This is a genomic window from Streptomyces flaveolus (assembly GCF_000716535.1).
In the GTDB taxonomy this organism is placed as follows: domain Bacteria; phylum Actinomycetota; class Actinomycetes; order Streptomycetales; family Streptomycetaceae; genus Streptomyces; species Streptomyces flaveolus_A.
The window spans coordinates 17,594-38,154 of the sequence record NZ_JNWV01000019.1 but is presented as its reverse complement, the minus strand read 5'-3'; the positions used below and the strand labels follow the sequence as shown (position 1 = coordinate 38,154).

General features: G+C 72.9%; 18 protein-coding genes. 11 read left to right on the top strand and 7 right to left on the bottom strand.

The features are described from left to right. Positions 1 to 44 precede the first annotated feature (44 nt). On the top strand, positions 45 to 2,099 hold the full coding sequence (locus OO52_RS47580; protein WP_037629113.1) for an aromatic amino acid lyase: 2,055 nt from the start codon (positions 45 to 47) through the stop codon (positions 2,097 to 2,099). Positions 2,100 to 2,236: 137 nt separating this feature from the next. Here OO52_RS47580 and OO52_RS20930 read toward each other — a convergent pair whose 3' ends face one another. Next, complete coding sequence (locus OO52_RS20930) at positions 2,237 to 2,692, bottom strand: tellurite resistance TerB family protein (RefSeq protein WP_030644988.1); 456 nt, start codon at positions 2,690 to 2,692, stop codon at positions 2,237 to 2,239. A 180-nt stretch (positions 2,693 to 2,872) separates the two neighbouring features. Between OO52_RS20930 and OO52_RS20925 the strand changes: the two genes are divergently transcribed. Further along, the gene (locus OO52_RS20925; protein WP_030644986.1) at positions 2,873 to 3,241 is read left to right on the top strand and encodes an ArsR/SmtB family transcription factor; all 369 of its coding nucleotides are present in this window, start codon (positions 2,873 to 2,875) and stop codon (positions 3,239 to 3,241) included. A 357-nt stretch (positions 3,242 to 3,598) separates the two neighbouring features. Beyond that, positions 3,599 to 3,778: a Sec-independent protein translocase subunit TatA gene (tatA, locus tag OO52_RS20920; protein ID WP_030644985.1), complete on the top strand. Its 180-nt coding sequence runs from the start codon at positions 3,599 to 3,601 to the stop codon at positions 3,776 to 3,778. Between the two features lie 26 nt (positions 3,779 to 3,804). Here tatA and OO52_RS20915 read toward each other — a convergent pair whose 3' ends face one another. The 3 genes from OO52_RS20915 to OO52_RS20905 all read right to left on the bottom strand — a co-directional run bounded on the left by OO52_RS20915 (position 3,805) and on the right by OO52_RS20905 (position 6,520). Then, positions 3,805 to 4,797: a sporulation protein gene (locus tag OO52_RS20915; RefSeq protein ID WP_030644983.1), complete on the bottom strand. Its 993-nt coding sequence runs from the start codon at positions 4,795 to 4,797 to the stop codon at positions 3,805 to 3,807. Between the two features lie 554 nt (positions 4,798 to 5,351). Continuing rightward, positions 5,352 to 5,801: a DUF6114 domain-containing protein gene (locus tag OO52_RS20910; protein ID WP_234317093.1), complete on the bottom strand. Its 450-nt coding sequence runs from the start codon at positions 5,799 to 5,801 to the stop codon at positions 5,352 to 5,354. Positions 5,802 to 5,806: 5 nt separating this feature from the next. Beyond that, on the bottom strand, positions 5,807 to 6,520 hold the full coding sequence (locus OO52_RS20905) for a DUF6230 family protein (RefSeq protein WP_030644978.1): 714 nt from the start codon (positions 6,518 to 6,520) through the stop codon (positions 5,807 to 5,809). 655 nt (positions 6,521 to 7,175) lie between these two features. Here OO52_RS20905 and OO52_RS20900 point away from each other — a divergent pair. Continuing rightward, positions 7,176 to 7,826 (top strand): hypothetical protein, encoded by a 651-nt coding sequence (locus tag OO52_RS20900; RefSeq protein ID WP_030644976.1) that lies wholly within the window; start codon positions 7,176 to 7,178, stop codon positions 7,824 to 7,826. A gap of 18 nt (positions 7,827 to 7,844) precedes the next feature. On the opposite strand, the gene OO52_RS20895 is transcribed toward OO52_RS20900, so the two are convergent. Further along, positions 7,845 to 8,801, bottom strand: coding sequence for a lytic polysaccharide monooxygenase auxiliary activity family 9 protein (locus tag OO52_RS20895; protein ID WP_030644974.1), 957 nt, complete (start codon positions 8,799 to 8,801; stop codon positions 7,845 to 7,847). A gap of 429 nt (positions 8,802 to 9,230) precedes the next feature. Between OO52_RS20895 and OO52_RS20890 the strand changes: the two genes are divergently transcribed. Next, positions 9,231 to 9,878, top strand: coding sequence for a ScbR family autoregulator-binding transcription factor (locus tag OO52_RS20890; RefSeq protein WP_030644972.1), 648 nt, complete (start codon positions 9,231 to 9,233; stop codon positions 9,876 to 9,878). A gap of 22 nt (positions 9,879 to 9,900) precedes the next feature. Beyond that, positions 9,901 to 11,100 (top strand): damage-control phosphatase ARMT1 family protein, encoded by a 1,200-nt coding sequence (locus tag OO52_RS20885; protein ID WP_030644971.1) that lies wholly within the window; start codon positions 9,901 to 9,903, stop codon positions 11,098 to 11,100. On the opposite strand, the gene OO52_RS20880 is transcribed toward OO52_RS20885, so the two are convergent. Further along, positions 11,077 to 12,339 carry a cytochrome P450 gene (locus OO52_RS20880; protein WP_030644969.1) on the bottom strand — a complete coding sequence of 421 codons (1,263 nt, stop codon included), beginning with the start codon at positions 12,337 to 12,339 and terminating at the stop codon, positions 11,077 to 11,079. The two genes, OO52_RS20885 and OO52_RS20880, sit on opposite strands and share 24 nt — an antisense overlap. Continuing rightward, positions 12,336 to 13,163, bottom strand: a complete 828-nt coding sequence (locus tag OO52_RS20875) for an alpha/beta fold hydrolase (protein WP_030644966.1) — start codon at positions 13,161 to 13,163, stop codon at positions 12,336 to 12,338. The genes OO52_RS20880 and OO52_RS20875 overlap by 4 nt, the downstream gene beginning before the upstream one ends. 152 nt (positions 13,164 to 13,315) lie before the next feature. On the opposite strand from OO52_RS20875, the gene cyc2 reads away from it, so the two are divergent. From cyc2 to OO52_RS20850, 5 genes are all read left to right on the top strand, one after another. After that, positions 13,316 to 15,469 carry a germacradienol/geosmin synthase Cyc2 gene (gene cyc2 / locus OO52_RS20870; RefSeq protein WP_030644965.1) on the top strand — a complete coding sequence of 718 codons (2,154 nt, stop codon included), beginning with the start codon at positions 13,316 to 13,318 and terminating at the stop codon, positions 15,467 to 15,469. A gap of 114 nt (positions 15,470 to 15,583) precedes the next feature. Beyond that, complete coding sequence (gene phsA, locus OO52_RS20865; RefSeq protein ID WP_030644963.1) at positions 15,584 to 17,458, top strand: O-aminophenol oxidase PhsA; 1,875 nt, start codon at positions 15,584 to 15,586, stop codon at positions 17,456 to 17,458. A 142-nt stretch (positions 17,459 to 17,600) separates the two neighbouring features. Then, positions 17,601 to 18,164 carry a PDZ domain-containing protein gene (locus OO52_RS20860; RefSeq protein WP_030644960.1) on the top strand — a complete coding sequence of 188 codons (564 nt, stop codon included), beginning with the start codon at positions 17,601 to 17,603 and terminating at the stop codon, positions 18,162 to 18,164. A gap of 249 nt (positions 18,165 to 18,413) precedes the next feature. Continuing rightward, positions 18,414 to 19,541 carry an aminopeptidase P family protein gene (locus OO52_RS20855; protein WP_030644958.1) on the top strand — a complete coding sequence of 376 codons (1,128 nt, stop codon included), beginning with the start codon at positions 18,414 to 18,416 and terminating at the stop codon, positions 19,539 to 19,541. A gap of 53 nt (positions 19,542 to 19,594) precedes the next feature. Beyond that, positions 19,595 to 20,530 (top strand): phosphotransferase family protein, encoded by a 936-nt coding sequence (locus OO52_RS20850; RefSeq protein WP_030644957.1) that lies wholly within the window; start codon positions 19,595 to 19,597, stop codon positions 20,528 to 20,530. Positions 20,531 to 20,561 lie beyond the last annotated feature (31 nt).

The window sequence follows — 20,561 nt, the reverse complement described above, 5'->3', positions numbered from 1 at the left end:
CCGGCCAGAGTGACCAGAACGACCAGGAACTGTCAGGAACGACCGTGGACGTGCCGACGCGGGTGCCCCCGCAGCCAGGGGACACCCGCGTCCCGCTCGACGGCGGCGGCCTCACCCTCCCCGCCCTGATCCGGCTCGCGGACGGCACGGCCGAACCCGCCGTCGACCCCGGCGCCCTGGACCGGGTCCGCCGCGCGAGGCAGACGGCCGACCGGCTCGCCGCCACGGGCCGCTGGTACGGCCGTGGCACCGGCGTCGGCGCGCACCGCTCGGTCGCCGTCGACCCGGCCGAGGAGACCGCCCACGGCCTGCGTCTGCTGCGCAGCCACGCGGGCGGGGCCGGTCCGCTGCTGCCGGCCCGCACGGTTCGCGCGATGCTCGCGATCCGCGCCAACCAGCTCCTCGCCGGCGGCTCCGGCATCCACCCGTCCTTCGTCACCGCCCTCACCGACGCCCTCCGCCTCGGCGTGCACCCGGCGGTCAACGTGTACGGCGGCGTGGGCACCGGCGACCTGACGGCCCTCGCCCAGACAGGCCTGACCCTCCTCGGCGAACGCCCTTGGCTGACACCGGACGACTCACCGACCTCACCTCGCGCGGGCGGAACCGTACCGAGGGCGGACCGGACCGGCGTCGGACCGGGCCTCGGGGTGGCGGCCGGGCCGGGTGCCGGCTCGGTGGCCGCGGGTGTGGGCACTGGGGAGCGGGCGGCGGCCGGGCCGGGTGGCGGGCTGGGGGAGGTATCGGGCGGGGGTGTGCTCGGTGGGGAGCGGTCGACTTCCGGTGCCGGGGTCCTCGGTGGTGTGGGCGTCGGTGCCGGGCAAGGGGACCGGGCCTGCGTCGGGCCGAGCCTTGGGGTGGTGGCTGGGCCGGGTGCCGGCTCGGTGGCTGCGGGTGTGGGCGTCGGGGAACGGGCGGCGGCTGGGCCGGGTGCGGGGCTGGGGGAGGTGCCGGGCGGGGGTGTGCTCGGTGGGGAGCGGTCGACTTTCGGTGCCGGGGGCCTCGGTGGTGTGGGCGTCGGTGCGGAGCATACGGTCCTGGCAGCGGTGGGTCCGACCGGGACGGTCGACGCCGTGCACGTCGGCGAGGCCCGTCCCCAGGGCGTCGGGGACGGGGACCGGACCGGCCGGGAGTTGCCCGCTCCGGTCACCCTGCGAGCCGGCGACGCCCTCGCGCTGCTCAGCAGCAACGCCCTCGCCCTGGCACAGGCCGCCCTCGCCGGGCACGAGACCGAGCTGCTGCTGCGGGCCACGCACGTGGTCGCGGCACTGTCCCTCGCCGCCGTGTCGGGCTCGCCGGAGGCGTACGCCGCCCCGGTGCACGCCCTGCGGCCCTACCCCGGCCCGGCTCGTGCCGCCGCCGAGGTACGGCGTCTGCTCGGCATGCCCGACGACCCGGCGGCGGACGCGGGGGACGGGCTCCCCGCGGCGGACCGCCGGATCCAGGACCCGTACGGATTCCGTGCGTTCCCGCAGGTGCACGGTGCCGCCCTCGACGCCTCGGCCGCGCTGCGCCGGATCGTCGAGACCGAGATCAACTGCCCGTCGGAGAATCCCGTCCTGACCCCCGACGGCCATCTCTACCACCACGGCGGCTTCTTCGCCGCCCCCCTCGCGCTGACGCTGGACGGCCTCAACCTCGCCCTGCTGAAGACCGCGCAGCTCTCCGCCGCACGCCTGTCCGCGCTGAGCCGCCCCGACCTCACCGGCCTGCCCGCCTTTCTCGCCACCGGGCCGGCCGGCAGCTCCGGCATGATGATCCTCGAGTACACCGCCAACTCGGCGCTCGCCGAGCTGCGTTCCAGCGCCGCCGCGCCGGCCTCCGCCGGGCACGCCGTCCTCTCCCACGGCCTGGAGGAGGCCGCCGGCTTCGCCGGGCAGGCGGCCCGCCAGACGGAACGGGCCCGCGCCGCCTACGCCACCGTCCTCGCCTGCGAGCTGGTGTCCGCCGTCAGGGCCCTGCGTCTCCACCCGGAACCGCCGGCCCTCCCCGCCCTCACTCTGGCTGCCGCCGTGCTCCCCACCGGCCTGGAGGACCGCCCACTGACCGCGGACATCGAGACGGCGACGGAACTGCTGCCCCGCCTCGCGGACTTGTGAGCGAAAAGGGCGAGCGTGGGACCGGCGAGGGCGGGAGTGGCGAGCGCGGGAGCGGTGAGCGCCGTTCAGCGCGGGCGTGGACGAGGGCACGTCCGAGGTCGTCGCACGTGTCCTCATCCACGCGCACTACAGAACGCTCAGAGGTCGAACTCGTGCGGCGGCAGGTCCAGCGCGTAGCACGCCTCACGCACCACGGCCTGCTCGTCCTTGTCGAAGTCGCCGTCCGCGCCACCGATGACGATGCCGATCTGGATGACGGCCCGCGCCTCGGCCGGCTTCTTCTTCGCCTTGGCGATCTCCTGCAGCACACTCACCTTGCCGAAGGCGAAGTCCGTCGTCAGCTTGTTCAAGTTCTCCTCGAAGCGCCGGCGGAGGTCGTCCGCCGGGAAGTTCTGCAACACCTCGTTGGAGGCGATGAGCTGAGCCACCCGCTGCCGCTCCGACGGATCCACCGTCCCGTCGGCGGCGGCCACCAGCGCGCACATCGCCATGCTCGCGTCGCGGAACGCGCCGCTCTTCAGGTCGTTCTTCTTCGCCACCAACTGCGTCTGCATCTGCGACGCCGAGTCCTTGATGCGGTCCCACAGGGCCATGCGCACTCCTCATATCGGCCGCCGGGTGCTCCGGCAGCCTGACGGTAACTTCTACAGCAACGTAGAAACTAATGGGGCGGCCGGGAAGTTCCGGAGACCTACACTGAGTCCGCGGACACGGCGGACACGGCCGGAACACAGCGACGGACCCACAGGCGAACCCAGCGGAGGAAGGCGACAGTGGCGACAGCGCCCGGCACCGGCCACCAGGACCCCTCCGCCGAGGTGCTCGCCGAGGCGGCCGCCGCCTTCGGACTGCTCGCCGCGCCCGCCCGGCTGCACATCGTGTGGGCGCTGACCCAGGGCGAGAGCGACGTGAGCGGCCTCGCCGAGCGGGTCGGCGGCGCCCTGCCCGCCGTCAGCCAGCACCTGACCAAGCTCAAACTCGCCGGACTCGTCCGCTCCCGCCGCGAGGGCCGCCGCCAGGTCTACTTCGTCGACACCGCCGACCAGGCCGCCGTGGTCGACGTCGTACGCCTCCTCGTCGGCCGGCTCGCCGAGCGGGAGGCACCCGCCACCGTCCCGGCCCGCCGGCTCCCCGGCCTCTGATCCCGGGCCCGGAACCGCCGTCGCCCTCGCCCTTGCCCGGCTGCCGGCAGGCCCGCGGGGCGTCGTACTCGGCATGACCGCGCTGTCCGTCGCCGGCCGTCTTCCACTCGCCGCAGTCCCTGCCCTGTACGTCCTTGCCCTGTACGCCCTGGCCCTGTACGTCCTGGCCCCGTACGTCCTGGCCCTCAGGACGGCGAAGGCACGGCCACGAGCCGGCGTGTGCCGTAGCCCGGCCCGGTGCCACCGTCCGCCCCAGGGCGGGCGCGTGCTTCCCGCCCCCGGGCCGGGTTGTACAGTTGCGCAACCTGGCAAGCATTGCCGCAAGGTGAGACAAGCGAGACAAAGAAGGAGGCGGTCATGCTCCGCAACGGACTTGAGCCCTGGCACCTGCTGATCGTCGCGGTCGTGTTCCTCCTGCTGTTCGGGTCCCGGAAGCTCCCCGACACCGCCCGTGCGCTGGGCAAGTCCATGCGCATCCTCAAGAGCGAGGCCAAGGCGATGAAGGAGGAGGACGGAACGCGGGGCTCCGCCGGCTGAGCGGCCCGCCTCCTCCTGCTCCTCTCCTAGCCTTCGTCGCCTTCGTCCTCCTCTCCCTCGAAGAAGTCCCCGATCTCGTCCACGACTTCCGCGGCCACCATGCCGCCCACGACGCCCACGGCGAGGCCCGCCGCGCCCGCGGCCACGGCCGTGCCCAGCCCCGGGCCGGAGTGGTGGGTGTCGGGGGAGTGGTGACCGGGCTGGTATCCGCCGCCGTGGCCGTACGCCGCATGGCTGCCGTAGGCGTCGCGGTGCTCGGTCACCTGGCGGATCCAGCCGTCCACCTCTCTCTGCCAGTCGAGGGTCGGCGCGTCCTCGTGGCGCACGGTGAAACGGGTCAGGGCGTCGTGCCCCGCTGACCACAGTCCGCCGCGCTTGTCCGCCTCCAGGACCACCTCGACGCCCATGGGGGAGGCGAGGAAAGTCAGCTCGATCTCGTTCACCGCGGGCGCGTACTGGGGCGCCGGGGTCAGCTCGATCTCCTGGTAGAACGGCAACTGCTGGCCCGTACCGCCGATGCGGCCGTACTCCAGGTCGGCCGAGCGGAAGCCGAAGCCCAGTGCGCCGAGGGCCTCCAGCACGGCCTCCTGCACGGGCAGGGGGCGGACGGTGAGCGGGTCCAGGTCGCCCTTGTCCCGGGCCCCGGCCACCGCGACCTCGGTGCGCACGCCCAGCACGATGCCGAGCGGCTGCCCGTGCAGCTCGGTCACCGGGGTCTCCCAGGGGAGCGGGACACTGAACGGCAGCTCGCGCTCCTCCTCTTCCCCGAGCCGGAAACCGCCGCCGACGATGAACCGCTCGAAGGCGACCGTGCCCTCGCTCTCTCCCTCCGCGTGCTCCGCCTCCACACGGGCGATCAGCTCCAGGCCGATGTGCTCGACCTCCACGGCCGCCGCACCGCCGCGCAGCAGCACCCGTCCCGCCAGGGTGCCGCCGGGCAGCGCCGCGCCGCCGTCCAGCACCGTGTCCACGGAGGGGCCGCCGACCCCGATCGCGCCCAGCAGCCTCTTGAACACCATGCCGTAGCTCCTTCGTTCATCGCCTACCCGGACGGCTCTCCGTCGCCGTCCGACTGCCCGATGAACTCCCGGCAAGCGCAAAGAAGTTCCCAAGTCACCTGTTCGGGGGACCCCTGGCTCGTGATCCGGCCCGGACCTGCCCGCTCCGGCCCGGTGCTGCCCGTTCCGACCCGGTCCGACGCGGTCCGGCCCGCTCCGGCCTACTCCGCTCCAGCGAACCAAGCGGGGGTTCGGCACCTCGCCGCTTGGGCAACGGCAGGGCCGGCCGGGAGGCCTGAGTCAGGGAGCACGGCCGCGGCTCGACTACCCGCCACCGAGGGCCGGCAGGGTGCGGCCGCCGCCACCGAGGCTGCCCGGCGTGCCACCGTCACTCGGCTACTCCGCCACCGACACCTGGCGCTGCCACCCCGACGCAACGGACGGTCCGGCGCAACGGACGGTCCGGCGCAACGGACGGTCCGGCGCAACGGACGGCCCGGCACAACGGACGGCCCGGCACACACCGAGCCCGCGCCAAGCCCGCACCGGCCCGCACCATCACCCGCGCCCCCGCCTCAGACCGTGCCCGCCCCCTCCGACGTCAGGGCGTGGGCCTCGGCTCGCTCCTGCTTGCGGCGTTTGCGGCGGCTGACGCGCGGTTCCTGGTCCGGGAGCCAGCCGAAGGTGAGGCAGCTGCCGGTGGCGCCGAGGAGCAGGCCGATGAAGAAGCCGCCCAGGTTCGAGGTGAGCCAGCTGCCCAGGGAGAGCAGGATGCCGGTGATGGAGTAGAAGAGCCGCTGGGAGGGGTTGAAGAGGATCAGCAGGCCCAGCAGCACCATGAGGGTCGGCAGCAGGTAGCCGGCCAGGCCCTGCATGCCGATGTGCAGCACGACCTTCAGTGAGGCCTTCTCGGTGAGCAGGATCTCCGCGCCACCGAGGGCGAGCAGCAGCCCGCCCCAGAACGGCCGGCGGGTCCGCCATCCGCGGAAGGCGAGCCTCGGTCCCCGATGTGGACGGTCCGGCACGGCGATCAGCAACCCGAGTCGCTGAAGCGCAGCTTGAGGCCAGGAAGCTTGAACACTCCGGCGGTGGTCGCGTAGTTGGTCTGCCGCAGATGGGCGATCCGCACGGTGTCGGCCTGCTGGCTGAACACGCCGATCGGACCCTTCACGCCCGCCTTGGTCAGCGTGCTGGCGTCGTTGCCGATCTCGATGTTGTTGAACGCCGCGTCACCCGACAGCTCGGTGGAGTCGGTGGTCAGGTCGGTCGCGCTGACCTTCTCGGCTCCGCTGCCCGCGGTGATCAGCAGGTTGGTGCCGCCGAGGTCGACGCTCTGGCACAGCTTGGTGAGCGTGGCGTGCTTGATCGCGGAGGTGACGACGAGCACCTGGCCGCCGGTGTCCCCGGCGTTGGGGCTGCCCTCCGCCATGTTGTCGAGCCCGCCGAACTGCTCGAACCCGGTGCCGTCGAGTTCCGTGGCGGTGACCGTGAACGGCATGCCGGAGATGGAGAACTGCACACCCAGCGCTCCCTGCGCGGTGAGGACCGCGAGGCCGGCGGCGACCAGGGTGGCGGGTACCGCCATCACGGCGGCCCGGCGGGCCCGGACACGACCGCGTCCGGTGCCACCGGCGGTGGTCCCCGCGGCGTTCGGGGCTTGGGACAGGGTGTCGTTCACCGGGCTGTCGCTTCCCGGGCTGTCGGGGGTGTTGCCGGTGGACGGGACGTCCGGGGACGAGGCCATGTCTGCTCCCATGGGCGCGGATCTATGCGGGATCTATGCGGGTTGGGCTTCAGTGGCGCGGTGTCCTGGCGCGGACAGCGGATGCCGCGCACGCCTCCTCGCAACTCCCGGCGGGCGCAAGGGCTTTCTCGTTACGCGGCAGTAGCCTTCGAGGAAGTTACCGCCGGTTACATTCAGGGGTCAAGGGAGATGTGAAAAAAGGGTGTCGGATGTGCGCGGACCGCAACCGGCCTGCCTCAACTGCCCTTCGACCACTTGACCCTGACGGTAAATCAGGTCTACAACTTCCCCTGTTTCCACGGATCCGTGGCGCCGGATCCAGCGAGCGGCACCGGCCGCGTAGGCGTGGCACCAGCCGCGTCCCTCATGCGGCACCGGCCGCGTTCCCGGCCCTGTCACGGCAACCGCTCCACCTCGCAGCACGGCTGCGGCACGGTCGCTTCCCTCTGTTCTCCCTCCGTGCCGGCCGCCCCTTGTACCCGGCTCGGCCGGAGGTCTTCCCCCGAGGCCTTCGGCCGGTGTCCGGTGTGCCGCCGTCGCGGGTCCGCCGCGTACGGAGAAGGCGTGACGGCCCCGCGCCGGCGGCATCGCCCGTACGACCACCACCCCCCACCTCACCTCATCTGTCCCCCCACTTCGGAAGAGAGGCACCCCCATGCGTACGCGCTCCCTCCTCGCTCTCGCCGGCACCGCCACGGCGCTCGCCCTCACGTGGGCCACCCCGGCCTCCGCGGCCGGCACGGTCCTCACTACCGGCAGCACGGGCGGCACCGCGGTCGCCGTCGGTGACACCCTCACCGCGCCGCTGGCCTCCGGCACCTCCGCCACCTTCTACTCCAGCGCGACCGGCACCAGCGGGATCAAGTGCACCGGCTCGCAGTTCACGGCCAGGGTCACCGGCAACCCGACCGCGCCCGGAACGGCCACCGAGTCCGTCACCGCGCACACCTTCGACAGCAGCACCTGCACCAGCAACGTCACCGGTGTCCTCGGCGTCAACGGCATCACCATCAACAACCTGCCCTACTCGGCGACGATCACCTCGGACGGCACCCTCACCGTCTCGCCCGCGAGCGGTTCCGTCATCCAGGCCACCGTGCAGCTGCGCACCCTGCTGGGCACCGTGACCTGCGTGTACCAGGCGCCCAGCCTGACCGGTAAGGCCGACAACGCCGACAGCAGCATCACCTTCACCAACCAGCAGTTCACCAAGACGTCCGGCTCGTCGCTGTGCTTCGCCAACGGCTACTTCACGGCGAAGTACGCGCCCGTCACCGACGCGGGAGCCCGGGTCTACGTCAACTGACGGACCGGATCGTCGGCTTCAGCGTCGTCGCGGACGCCGCAGCCGCAGAGCGAGGGCGGCGCCCCCGGTGAGCAGTAGCACCGCGGCGGCGCCGCCCGCCAGCAGCGGCGCCGAGGGTCCCGAGCCGCCGTGCGTGGTCTGCGCGACCGGAGTCCCGTCGCGCACGGCGGTCTCGGCCCGGTCACCGACGTCGCGGGGCCGATCGGTCGAGCCCGTCACCGGTGCACTCGACTCCGGTGAAGCCGGTGTGGCCGAAGAACCCGGTGAGGACGGTGAACTCGCCGTCGGTGCGGGCCGAGTGGATCTCGCCGCCCCGGCGGCCTTCCCGCGCTCCGGGAAGACCACGTCGGAGCACGCGTAGTACGTGTCCGGCGTGCTGCTGTTCTGCCAGATGGTGTACAGCACCTGACGTCCCGTCCGGTCCGCGGGCAGCGTCGCCTCCACGTGGTACGCCCCGTCGCGCAGCGGCGGGTCCGTGACCTCGGCGAAGGGCCGCGCGGGCAGGTCCGACCACGTCAGCGGCCGCGCGGGGTCGTACCCCTGCTTCGTCAGGTACAGCTTGAAGGTGCCCGCGTGCGCGATGGTCGAGGCGTAGGTCAGCGTCAGGCGGCCGCCCGGTGTCAGCCGCGTCGCCGGCCAGTCCCGCCGGGCCAGGTCCAGGCCCCGGTACGCCGGCAGGTTCCCGCTGCACAGTCTGCCGTCCGGAATCACCTGCCGGTCGCGGCCCGCCACCCCCGCCACCCGCAGGTTGTCCCAGGCGGTGAACGGACCGCCGTTCGCCGCGATCGCCGCCCGGCATGCAGGCGTCCGGGCGGCGGCCCCCTCGGGTGAGCAGGCGTAGACCCGGCTCACCGGGTCCGTGGGGGCTCCGTGCGCCTGGGCGGACCCCGCCGCCCACGGCAGGAGCAGGAGCGGTGCCGTCGCGGCGGCCGTCCTGACGCTCAGGCGGGCGGTCATCCGAGTCGTCCGAGTCATGCGGGGTCTCCTCGGCGGGCGCGGGAACGGGGTCTGCGGCCTCCAGTACGGCCCCGCCGGCCGCCGTGTTCAGCCGGTACGGCGCACCCGCGCGCGGGGGGCGTGAAAGCACCGACCGGTTCGGCTGTTTTGCGCCTGCTTCCACACCCCATTGAGGAGTCGGCCGTCCGCCTCGTATCGTGGCGATCATGGGGCGGCGCCCGTCGCCCCGAGGCTGCCGGACACCGGCCGGCGACGAAGGGGGAACCGATGAGGTCTCGCCCGTCGAAGGGGTGCGGAGCACCCGGCCGGCGTCGAGCGGAGCGATGACACGTGTCCTGCCGCGCCCGAGGTCCCCCGGACTCCCTTTGTCACTCGGTGAGTTATCGTATGCAACGGGTCAGAAACAAACCGCATGTCCTGTTTTTGAGCGCGAGGAGGGGGTCCAGGATGCCAAGGCAGTTACGTGCCGAACAGACCCGGGCGACGATCATCACGGCCGCCGCCGACCTGATCGACCGGCACGGATACGAGTCCACCAGCCTGAGCGACATCGTCGCACACGCGAAGGTCACCAAGGGTGCCCTCTACTTCCACTTCGCCGCCAAGGAGGATCTGGCCCACGCGATCCTGGACCTCCAGGCCAAGGCCGCGCGGCAGCTCGTGGCCGACGTCGAGAGCCGTGGCGGCTCCTCGCTGGAGGCCCTGATGCGCACCACCTTCGGGATCGCCCGGCTCGCCGTGGAGGACCCCGTGCCGCGCGCCGGACTCCGCCTGGCCACCGCGGACATTGCCGTACGGCCCCCGCTGCGGCACCCGTTCACCGAGTGGCTCGACTTCGCCACCCGCAAGTTCACCGGAGCCGTCCGGGAAGCCGACGTACACGGCGATCTCGACGTCGGCGTCGTCGCCCACTCTCTCGTCTGCTTCTTCATCGGCACCCGGGTCGCGGGCCGCTCGCTCGAACCGACCGGACGGCTGCCGCGCAGAGTCGCCGAGATGTGGCACCTCATGATCCGCGGACTCGTCCCGGTGCACCGCCGCCCCCGCTACGTCACCCTCGCCACGCAGCTGGAGCGGGAGATCCGCGCCGCCTGACGCCCGCGATACGGTGACGGACATGCCCGACATCCCCTTCGCACCCGTGATCCTCGGCAACGAACCCGGCTCGTTCCCGCACAGCGTGCTGGCCGAACGGCACCCCGCGATCATCCGGCAGGTACGCGACGCCTTCCCGTACGGCCCCGGGCAGCACACAGCGCTGGACGAGCTGCTGAAGAGCTGCACCGAGGGGACCGTCGAACCGCTTCCCGCCGACGCGCCGGACCGGGACCGGTGGCACGAATGGGGCCTCGCCGAGTACGCCGGCCGGTCCTGGTACGACGTGCCCTGGCTGTGGGCCGAGAGCTACTTCTACCGCCGGCTGCTGGACGCCGTCGGCTGGTTCGGGCCGGGCGCCTGGCGGGGCATCGACCCCTTCCGGCCCTTCAAACGCGCTGAACTCGACGCCCCGGAGACCGACGAGGAACTGGCCGCCCTGGACGGCCTGCGGGACCTGCCGGAGGACGAGCGGGCGCGCGCCCTGCTGCACGGCTCGCTCTGGGGCAACCGCGCCGACCTCGGCTTCCGGCTCTCCGCCGTGGGCGCCCAGGCCCGGGAACCGGCCCCCGCACTGGTCGCCGACGACAGCGAGGCCCTGTGGTCGCTGCTGCCGCCCGCCGGAACCGGCACGCTCGTGCTCGTCGCGGACAACGCGGGCCGTGAACTCGTCCCCGATCTCCTGCTGATCGCCCATCTCCTCACCGAGGGCCGGACCGCGCGGGCGGTGCTGCACGTCAAGCCGTACCCGTACTACGTCTCCGACGCCACCACCGCCGACGTGGTCGACGCGCTGCACCGGCTGCGCGCGGCCCACGGGACGGCCGCCGAGTACGGGAGCCTGCTCTGGTCGGCCATGGCCGACGGCCGGCTCACCGTCCGCGCCCACCCCTTCTCCTGCGCCCCGCTGCCGTACGCCGCGATGCCGGACGACCTGCGCGCCGAGTTCGCCGCGGCCACGCTGACCATCGTCAAGGGCGACCTCAACTACCGGCGCCTGGTGGGCGACCGGCTCTGGCCGCCCACCACGCCCTTCCGGGAGACGACCGCGTACTTCCCCGGCCCGGTCGCCGCGCTGCGCACCCTCAAGTCCGATGTGATCACCGGCCTGTCCGCCACGACCGAGGCCGGACTGGTGGCGGCCGAGGGGCGGAGCTGGCGGACGAGCGGCACGCACGCCCTGATCCAGACCGACCCGTCAGGTGATGTGCAACGGCAGTGACTTGATGCCGTTGATGAAGTTCGACACCAGCCGCCCGGCCGGCCCGGCGGGACGCGGCGGCCCGGGCAGGGCGCGGAGCATCTCCTCGTGGAGAAGCCGCAGTTGCAGCCGGGCGAAGTGGGCGCCCAGGCACACGTGCGGGCCGTCCCCGAAGGAGACGTGCGGATTGGGGGAGCGGGTGAGATCGAGCCGGTCCGGAGCGGGGAAGACGCGCTCGTCGCGGTTGGCCGAGGCGTGGAACACCACGACCTTGTCGCCCGCCCGGATAGCGCGGCCCGCCAGTTCGGTGTCCCGCACGGCCGTCCGGCGAAAGGTCAGCACGGGCGGATGCCATCGCAGCAGCTCGTCGACGGCGGTCGGCACGGCCACCTTCCCGGCGCGCAGCAGCTCGTACGCCTCCGGGTGCTCCGCCAGCGCCAGCAGCCCGCCCGGTGCCGCGCCGCGCACGGTGTCGTTGCCCGCCACGGTGAGCAGGAAGAAGAACATCTCCAGTTCGGCGTCGGCGAGCTCGGCGTCGTGGGCGAGCGTCGTCATGATGTCGTCCGCGGGGTACCGCCTCTTGTACGCGGCCAACTGCCCGGCGTAGGCGAACATGTCGGCCAGCATCGCCGGCGACCGCGGATTCACCGGCCTGCCCCCGTCCAGCACCGGCGGACCGGCCTCGTCCGGGTCCTGGTAGCCGATCACCCGCTGCGTCCAGTGCAGCAGCAGCCGCCTGTCGCCCTCCGGGACGCCCAGCAGATCCGCCAGATTCAGCAGGGCGTACTCGTCGGTGACGGCGGACACCAGGTCCACCGTGCCGTCCCCCGCCCGCGCCGCCTCCACGGCGCCCGCGAGCAGCGTGCGCGCCCGCTCGCGGGCGACCGCCGCGAACCGGTCCACGCGCCCCGGCGTGAAGGCGCGGCTCACCAGCCGCCGCAGCCGCCCGTGCCCCGGCGGGTCCTGGTTGAGCATCATCCGCCGGATGAACGGCAGATCCTCCGGATCGGGGTCACGGATCTGGCTCGCTCCGGCATACGACGAGTACGTCTCCGCGTCCTTCAGTACGCGTACGACGTCCGCGTGGCGGGTCACCGCCCAGAACCCGGGCCCGGCAGGCCAGCCCAGCACCTCCGGTTCCTCCTGCCAGGCCACCGGATGGTGGTCGCGCAGCACGCGGTAGTCGTCGTAGGGCACCCCGGCGGCGTACCGGCGCGGATCGAAGACGTCCGGGACCGACGGCGCCTGCCGCACGCTCACGCCGCCCCGCCCGATCCGGCTTCGCCGCCCGCCCCGCCCTCGCCCTCTCCGTCCGTGTCGTCGGCCCGCAGGAAGTCCTCGACGGTGCGGACCAGGTCCAGCGGGGTCTCGTCCATCGCGTAGTGACCGGCGCCCGGCAGCACGGTCAGCTCCGCGCGCGGATACCAGGACAGCCAGGTCTGCCGCATGACCTCCGGGGACAGCGCCGGATCCAGCGCCCCGGCCACGGCCAGCGCCGGTACCTCGCTGCCCACGACGTCGGCGGTGAAGTCCTCGCCCGCCCACGAGTCGAGCCAGGCACGGAACGCCTTGGGGTCGCTGCGCTCCAGCGAGCGGGCGACCATCCGGTCCAGCCAGGCGGCGGGCCGGCGGCCCCCGGTGGTGAAGTCGATGATCGCGCGCCGGTTCTCCGCCCGCTGCGCCGCGTCCGTGAACAGGACCGCCTGCTCGCCGGAGAGCGGCATGCCCGAGGCGGGCACGGGCGAGACGCCGGCGATCCGGCGCAGGCGGTGCGGGGCGACGGCGAGCAGCCGCTGCGCCACCGCGCCCCCCATCGAGTGCCCGACCACCGAGAACCGCTCCCAGCCGAGCCGGTCCGCCAGCTCCACCAGGTCCACGGCCGCCTCGGCCGTCGAGTACGAGCCCGTGGCGTCCCGGGCCTCGCCGTAACCCCGCAGGTCCACCAGCGCGTAGCTGAAGGAGGTGCGGTCCAGGTCCGGCAGGACGGCCGCGTAGGCGGACCGGTCGGCGAACCAGCCGTGCACGGCGAACACCTTGTGGGTGCCGTCACCGTGCACCTCATGGGGCAGCGCGAAGGAGGTCATGCGCCTACCGTGGCCCCCGCGCGCGGACACGGCAAGGGAACCAACGCCACAACCGCCCACCGGAGTTCCAGGTTTCCCGAGCGGTTCACGCGATGGTGTGATCATGTGCCGCCGGGTGGATGGGCGTTCACAGCCGCGGGTAGGGCCCGGCCATGACGCAGCCGTTCGAACTCCCGCACTTCTACATGCCGTATCCCGCGCGGCTCAACCCGCACCTGGACGAGGCCCGGGCCCACTCCACCCAGTGGGCACGCGACATGGGCATGCTGGAGGGCTCCGGGATCTGGGAACAGGCGGACCTGGAGGCGCACGACTACGGCCTCCTGTGCGCGTACACCCATCCCGACTGCGACGGACCCGCTCTCTCCCTCATCACCGACTGGTACGTGTGGGTGTTCTTCTTCGACGACCACTTCCTGGACATGTACAAGCGCACCCAGGACCGGGTCGCCGGAAAGGCCCACCTGGACCGCCTGCCGCTGTTCATGCCGCTCGACCCCGCCACCCCCGTGCCGGAGCCGGAGAACCCGGTGGAGGCCGGACTGAAGGACCTGTGGGCGCGGACGGTGCCGGCGATGTCCGTGGACTGGCGCCGCCGCTTCTCCGTCGCCACCGAGCACCTGCTCAACGAGTCGATGTGGGAGCTGTCCAACATCAACGAGGGGCGCGTCGCCAACCCCGTCGAGTACATCGAGATGCGCCGCAAGGTCGGCGGCGCCCCCTGGTCGGCAGGGCTCGTGGAGTACGCGACCGCCGAGGTGCCCGCCGCCGTCGCCGGCACCCGGCCGCTGCGCGTCCTCATGGAGACCTTCTCCGACGCCGTCCACCTGCGCAACGACCTGTTCTCCTACCAGCGCGAGGTCGAGGACGAGGGCGAGAACAGCAACGGCGTGCTGGTCCTGGAGAAGTTCTTCGGCTGCACCACCCAGGAGGCCGCCGACACCGTCAACGACGTCCTCACCTCCCGGCTGCACCAGTTCGAGCACACCGCGTTCACCGAAGTCCCCGCCGTCGCCCTGGAGAAGGGCCTCACACCCGGTGAGGTCGCCGCGGTCGCCGCCTACACCAAGGGGCTCCAGGACTGGCAGTCCGGCGGCCACGAGTGGCACATGCGCTCCAGCCGCTACATGAACAAGGGCGCGCGGTCCGAATCCCCCTGGCAGTTGCGGAGCGGCCCCGGCACCTCCGCCGCCGACGTCGGCGCCCTGCTCGCCTCCGCCGCGCAGGAGCGGCTGCGCGCCTACTCCCACGTGCCCTACCAGAAGGTCGGCCCGTCCCGCATTCCCGACCTCTACATGCCCTTCGAGCTCCAGCTCAGCCCGCACCTGGACCGGGCCCGGGGCAACCTCGTCGACTGGTGTCACCGGATGGGCGTCCTCCAGGAAGGCGTCTGGGACGAGGACAAGCTCGCCGCCTACGACCTCGCGCTGTGCTCCGCCGGCCTGGACCCGGACGCCACCCCGGAGGCCCTCGACCTCAGCGCGCAGTGGCTCGCCTGGGGCACCTACGGCGACGACTACTACCCCCTGGTGTACGGCCACCGCCGGGACCTGGCCGCCGCCCGGCTGACCACGGCCCGCCTCTCGGAGTGCATGGCGGTGGAGGGCGCGCCGACGATCGTTCCCGCCGACGCCATGGAACGCGGGCTGATCGACCTGTGGGCGCGCACCACGGCCGAGATGACCGCCGACCAGCGGCGCACCCTCAAGGCGGCCGTGGACAAGATGACCGAGAGCTGGGTCTGGGAACTGTCCAACCAGATGCAGAACCGCATCCCCGACCCGGTCGACTACCTGGAGATGCGGCGCTCCACCTTCGGCTCGGACCTCACCCTGAGCCTGTGCCGGATGGGCCACGGCCCCGCGATCCCCGCCCGGGTGTACGCCAGCGGTCCGGTGCGCTCCCTGGAGAACGCCGCCATCGACTACGCCTGTCTCCTCAACGACGTCTTCTCGTACCAGAAGGAGATCGAGTACGAGGGCGAGATCCACAACTCCGTCCTGGTCGTGCAGAACTTCTTCGGCGTGGACTATCCGACCGCGCTCGGCGTCGTCCACGACCTGATGACCCAGCGCATGCAGCAGTTCGAGCACGTGGTCGCACACGAACTGCCGGTGCTCTACGACGACTTCGAGCTGTCGGCCGAGGCCCGCACGCTCATGGACGCCTATGTGCAGGACCTGCGGAACTGGCTGGCCGGCATCCTCAACTGGCACCGGGAGGTCGACCGTTACAAGGCCGAATGGCTCGGCCGCCGCGCCCACGGCTTCCTGCCCGACCGCGCGCCCGCCCTGTCGTTCGGCTGACCGCCAGGAAATCTCCGCGTACGGAATAGGGCATTCAGGGAACTTCGGTGAGTCCTCGGGAGTCTTGTGAAGTAAGGGGAACAACAGAGTCAGAACACACGGGGGTGTTCTACCTTGACCGAGACCATCGAGAGGCTCACCGGACCGGCCGAGGGCGAGCCGGCACCGACGGCGCAGGAACTGACGCCGTACATCGCGCCGTTGACCGTCCCGCCGGAGCTACGGCCCGCCACGGACGACTTCCTGCGCGAGACCGAGATCGCCCTGCGCCCGACCTGGGTGCGTCTGCACCCGCAACTGCCGCCGACCCTGATGTGGGGCTACGACGGACACGTGCCGGGCCCGACCATCGAGGTGCGCCGGGGACAGCGCGCCCGCATCGCCTGGACCAACCGGATCCCGAAGGACAGCGAGTACCCGGTCACCTCGGTGGAGGTGCCGCTGCGCACGGACGGCCGCCCGCAGGCCACCACCGAGCCCGGCCGCGAGGGCGTCGAGCCGAACAAGGACGTCGCCGCCCTGCCCGCCTGGTCGGTGACCCACCTGCACGGCGCACAGACCGGCGGCGGCAACGACGGCTGGGCGGACAACGCCGTCGGCCACGGCGACGCCCAGCTGTCCGAGTACCCGAACGACCACCAGGCGGTGCAGTGGTGGTACCACGACCACGCCATGAACATCACCCGGTGGAACGTGATGGCGGGCCTGTACGGCACCTACCTCGTCCGGGACGACGAGGAGGACGCCCTCCACCTGCCCTCCGGCGAGCGGGAGATCCCGCTCATCGTCGCCGACCGCAACCTCGATACCGACGAGGACGGCCGCCTCAACGGCCGGCTCCTGCACAAGACGGTGATCGTCCAGCAGCGCAACCCGGAGACGGGCAAACCGGTCTCCATACCCTTCACCGGCCCCTACACCACGGTCAACGGCCGCATCTGGCCGTACGCCGACGTCGACCCGGCCTGGTACCGGTTCCGGCTGGTCAACGCCTCCAACGCGCGCATCTTCGAACTCGTCCTCGTCGACGAGGACGACCAGCCGGTGCCGGGGATCGTCCACCAGATCGGCAGCGACGGCGGACTGCTGCCGCGCCCGGTGCCGGTCGACTTCGACGCGGAGCTGCCGACTCTGACCGCCGCACCGGCCGAGCGGTTCGACCTGCTGGTGGACTTCCGCGGACTCGCGGGCCGGACCCTGCGGCTGGTGAACAAGGGCCCCAACCAGCCGGCGGGGGTGCCCGACCCGGCCGGGGACGTGCCCTGTCCGGCCGTGCTGGAGTTCCGCGTCCGGGAGAGCTGCGCGGAGGACACCTTCGAACTGCCCGAGGTGCTCTCCGGCTCCTTCCGCCGCCTCACCCACGACACCCCGCACGGCCACCGGCTCGTCCTGCTCACCCCGCCCGCCACCAAGGGAGCCGGCGGGCACCCGGAGATCTGGGAGATGACCGAGGTCGAGGACCCGAGCGGCCTGACGCTCCCGGCCGAGGGCATCGTCCAGGTCACCGGACCCGACGCAACCACGAAGACGTACCGGCGCACCGCGCGGACGTTCAACGACGGGCTCGGCTTCACGATCGGCGAGGGCAGCCACGAGCAGTGGAGCTTCCTCAACCTCGCGCCCATCGTGCACCCCATGCACATCCACCTGGCCGACTTCCAGCTGCTGGGCCGGGACGCGTACGACGTCTCCGGCTTCGACCCGGCGGTGGGCGGAACCCGCACCCCGATCCGGTACGACGCCGGCCGTGAGATACCGCTCGCGCCCAACGAGCGGGGCTACAAGGACGTCTTCCGGGTGCCCGGCAGCCAGATGCTGCGGGTCATGGGCCGCTTCGACGGCGCGTACGGCCGGTTCATGTACCACTGCCATCTGCTGGAGCACGAGGACATGGGCATGATGCGGCCCTTCGTCGTCATGCCGCCCGAGGCCCTGAGGTTCGACCACGGCGGGGCGCACGGCGGCCACGGCGAGGGCCACACGGGCTGAGAGGGCGGGCCGAAAGGGTGCGCTGAACGCGTTGGCGTGACGGCTATGACTACCCTGCGTCACCCTCCGGGCAGTCTCACCCTTTCGTGTCTCGTCGCGGCCCACCGCCCCGGGTAGAGCACCAGCCGGAGGCGAGCGAACCATGGAACAGACTGCGTTGCGTCCCAAGCCGATGCCCGGTCAGGACCGGCGGGAGGACGACACCCCCGACCCCGCCCGACGCCCGCACGCCGCGCCCCGGCGCGGGCGGCGGCTGCGGACCCTGTTGTGCGGCCTGTGCGCCGGCACCGTGCTGGTGCTCTCCGGCGTCGGCCTCGGCACGGTCGGCGCCACGGTGATCGGCATGAGCAGACTCGCCGAGCTGCGACGCCAGGCCCCGCCGCCCGCACCCTCGGCCAGGGCCACGCCCACGGCCACGCCGACGCCCGTCCCCGCCGCGCCCGGCCTGACCCTGGGTGTGGAAGCCGTCGACGCGGAGAAGGTGGGCGCCCTGGTGGTGGGCGTGCACGTGCCCGGCCCCGGCTACGCGGCGGGCCTGGTCCGCGGGGACGTCGTACTGCAGTGGGGCGAGGCCCGGGTGGACACCGCCGCCGACCTCGCCCGAGCCGTCGGACAGGCCCGCCCCGGCAAGGCGGTGCTCCTCACCGTGCGCCACCCCAGCGGCGGCTACCAGCAGTTGACGCTGACCCCGGGAGTGGTGACCTGACCCGGTCCGTGGCCGCGACCGCCGCGCACCCGGTCACGCCGGGAAACCCCTTGGTCACCATCCGTCCCCCGCGTCATCATGGACCCATGCCGAGTGCCCTCTCGACGAACTGTGGGACGTGGGTCCACGGGACCGGCTCGCGCGGGTCTGCGCGGGCGGGCAGGATGCTGCCCGGGACGCCGCCCCCGCCGTCGGCCACGCCCACGCCCACGCCACCGCCCCGTTTCCCCGCCCCTCCCGGAGGCCCGGATGACCGGTAGTACGCCCGCGCCCTTCACCGCCGCCGACTACGGGGCCCGGATGGAGCGTGCCGTGCGCTCCGCCGCCGACGCCGGCCTCGCGGGTCTGCTCGTGGCGCCGGGACCGGACATGGTGTGGCTCACCGGCTACACACCCACCGCGGTCACGGAGCGGCTGACCCTGCTGGTCCTCGCGCCCGGCCGGGACCCCGTGCTGGTCGTGCCCACCCTGGAGGCCCCGGACGCCGAGCAGGCGGCCGGGGCCGCCGCGCTGACGCTGCGCGACTGGACCGACGGCAAGGACCCCTACGCCGTCACCGCCGGCCTCGTCGACGACCGCGGCCGGTTCGGCATCAGCGACAACACCTGGGCGATGCACCTGCTGGGCCTCCAGCGGGCCCTCCCCGGCACCTCCTACGCCTCCCTCACCGACGCCCTGCCCATGCTGCGCGCCGTGAAGGACGCGGCCGAGCTGGAACTGCTGGCGGCCGCGGGCGCGGCTGCCGACCTGGCGTTCGAGGAGATCCGGAAGGTCTCCTTCGCCGGCCGCCGCGAGTCCGACGTCGGCCAGGACCTCGCCGGCCTGCTGCGCCGCTTCGGCCACTCCCAGGTCGACTTCACGATCGTCGGCTCCGGCCCGAACGGCGCCAACCCGCACCACGAGGTCGGCGACCGCGTCATCCGGCCCGGCGACATGGTCGTCCTCGACTTCGGCGGCCTGAAGGACGGCTACGGCTCCGACACCACCCGCACGGTCCACGTCGGCGAGCCGACCGAGGAGGAGCGCCAGGTCCACGACGTCGTGCGCGCCGCCCAGGAGGCCGGCTTCCAGGCCGTACGCCCGGGAGTGGCCTGCCAGGACGTCGACCGCGCGGCCCGCGCGGTGATCACGGACGCCGGGTACGGCGAGTACTTCATCCACCGCACCGGCCACGGCATCGGCGTCACCACGCACGAGCCGCCGTACATGATCGAGGGCGAGGAGCAGCCGCTCGTGCCCGGCATGTGCTTCTCGGTGGAGCCCGGCATCTACCTGCCCGGCCGCTTCGGGGTGCGCATCGAGGACATCGTCACCGTCACCGAGGACGGCGGCCGCCGCCTCAACAACACCACCCGTGAGATGGTCATAGTGGAGTGAGAGACCCGAGGAGACCCACTCCCGACGACACCCGGAACGGCGACGTGCGATCCATGACCCAGGCACCGACACCCACCGCGGACACCGTCCGCAGACTGGTCCGTTCGCTGCTCAAGGAGGGCGGCGACGGCACGGGGGGACCCGATGTGCGGCCCGTGACGGAGGACCGCGAGCACACCTGGTGGGTCGGCAGCCGCCATGTGCTGCGCCTCGCGCCCGACCGCGAGGCCTCCGTCCGCCGCCGCCGCGAACTGCGCCTGCGCGAGCTGGTCCGGCCGCAGGTGCCCGTCGCCGTCCCGACCAGCGTCGCGCACGGCGACTGGGCGCCCGGCCTCGCCTACACCCTCGACACCCGGGTGCCGGGCGGCACGGCCGACGAGTACGACGTCTCCGCCGTCGGCGAGGCCGACCTCGCGGGGCTGCTCAGCGGGCTGCGCACGGTGCCGTCCCGGCAGGCCGAGGCGCTCGGCGTGCCGCGCACCGCCCCGCGCTCGCTGGAGGCGCTGCGCCGGATGGCCGTGCACGCGGCCGAACGGCTCGCCGCCGCCGACGAGTTCGACGCGGCCCGGCTGCACCAGCTCACCCCGCCCGGCGCGGCCCAGCTCGCCGCGCAGCCCGGTTCCGCCGTCCTCACCCACCACGGTCTGACCGGCGCGCACGTGGTCGTCAGCGCCGACGGACGGGTGCGCGGCATCCTGGACTGGACCGCGGCGACCCTCGGCGACCCCGCCGAGGACATCGCCGGGCTCGCCGTCGCGGTCGGCTCCCCGCCGGCCGTCCGCGCCGCCACCCTCGCCGGCTACGGTGCCCGCCCCTGTCTGCGCGGCCTGTGGCTGGCCCGCTGCGACACCGTCATCCGTCTCACCGACCGCCTGGAAGGCCGTACGACCGGCTCCCTGCCCCTGCTGCGGACCCAGCTACGGCGCGCCTGGGAGTCGATCCTGCTGGAGCGGGTGACCGACCTCCAGGAGGACGAGCCGGAGCCCTGACGGGGCCGCGAGGAGCCGTCAGGGCGGTACG

Excerpts from the sequence above, each read along its gene's own strand:
- OO52_RS20855 (WP_030644958.1), top strand. The coding sequence starts at position 18,414 with ATGACCGGTAGTACGCCCGCGCCCTTCACCGCCGCCGACTACGGGGCC.
- tatA (WP_030644985.1), top strand. The coding sequence starts at position 3,599 with ATGCTCCGCAACGGACTTGAGCCCTGGCACCTGCTGATCGTCGCGGTC.
- OO52_RS20850 (WP_030644957.1), top strand. The coding sequence starts at position 19,595 with ATGACCCAGGCACCGACACCCACCGCGGACACCGTCCGCAGACTGGTC.
- OO52_RS20860 (WP_030644960.1), top strand. The coding sequence starts at position 17,601 with ATGGAACAGACTGCGTTGCGTCCCAAGCCGATGCCCGGTCAGGACCGG.
- OO52_RS20890 (WP_030644972.1), top strand. The coding sequence starts at position 9,231 with ATGCCAAGGCAGTTACGTGCCGAACAGACCCGGGCGACGATCATCACG.
- OO52_RS20915 (WP_030644983.1), bottom strand. The coding sequence starts at position 4,797 with ATGGTGTTCAAGAGGCTGCTGGGCGCGATCGGGGTCGGCGGCCCCTCC.
- OO52_RS20930 (WP_030644988.1), bottom strand. The coding sequence starts at position 2,692 with ATGGCCCTGTGGGACCGCATCAAGGACTCGGCGTCGCAGATGCAGACG.
- OO52_RS20905 (WP_030644978.1), bottom strand. The coding sequence starts at position 6,520 with ATGGCCTCGTCCCCGGACGTCCCGTCCACCGGCAACACCCCCGACAGC.
- cyc2 (WP_030644965.1), top strand. The coding sequence starts at position 13,316 with ATGACGCAGCCGTTCGAACTCCCGCACTTCTACATGCCGTATCCCGCG.
- OO52_RS20895 (WP_030644974.1), bottom strand. The coding sequence starts at position 8,801 with ATGACTCGGACGACTCGGATGACCGCCCGCCTGAGCGTCAGGACGGCC.
- OO52_RS20900 (WP_030644976.1), top strand. The coding sequence starts at position 7,176 with ATGCGTACGCGCTCCCTCCTCGCTCTCGCCGGCACCGCCACGGCGCTC.
- OO52_RS20875 (WP_030644966.1), bottom strand. The coding sequence starts at position 13,163 with ATGACCTCCTTCGCGCTGCCCCATGAGGTGCACGGTGACGGCACCCAC.
- OO52_RS20885 (WP_030644971.1), top strand. The coding sequence starts at position 9,901 with ATGCCCGACATCCCCTTCGCACCCGTGATCCTCGGCAACGAACCCGGC.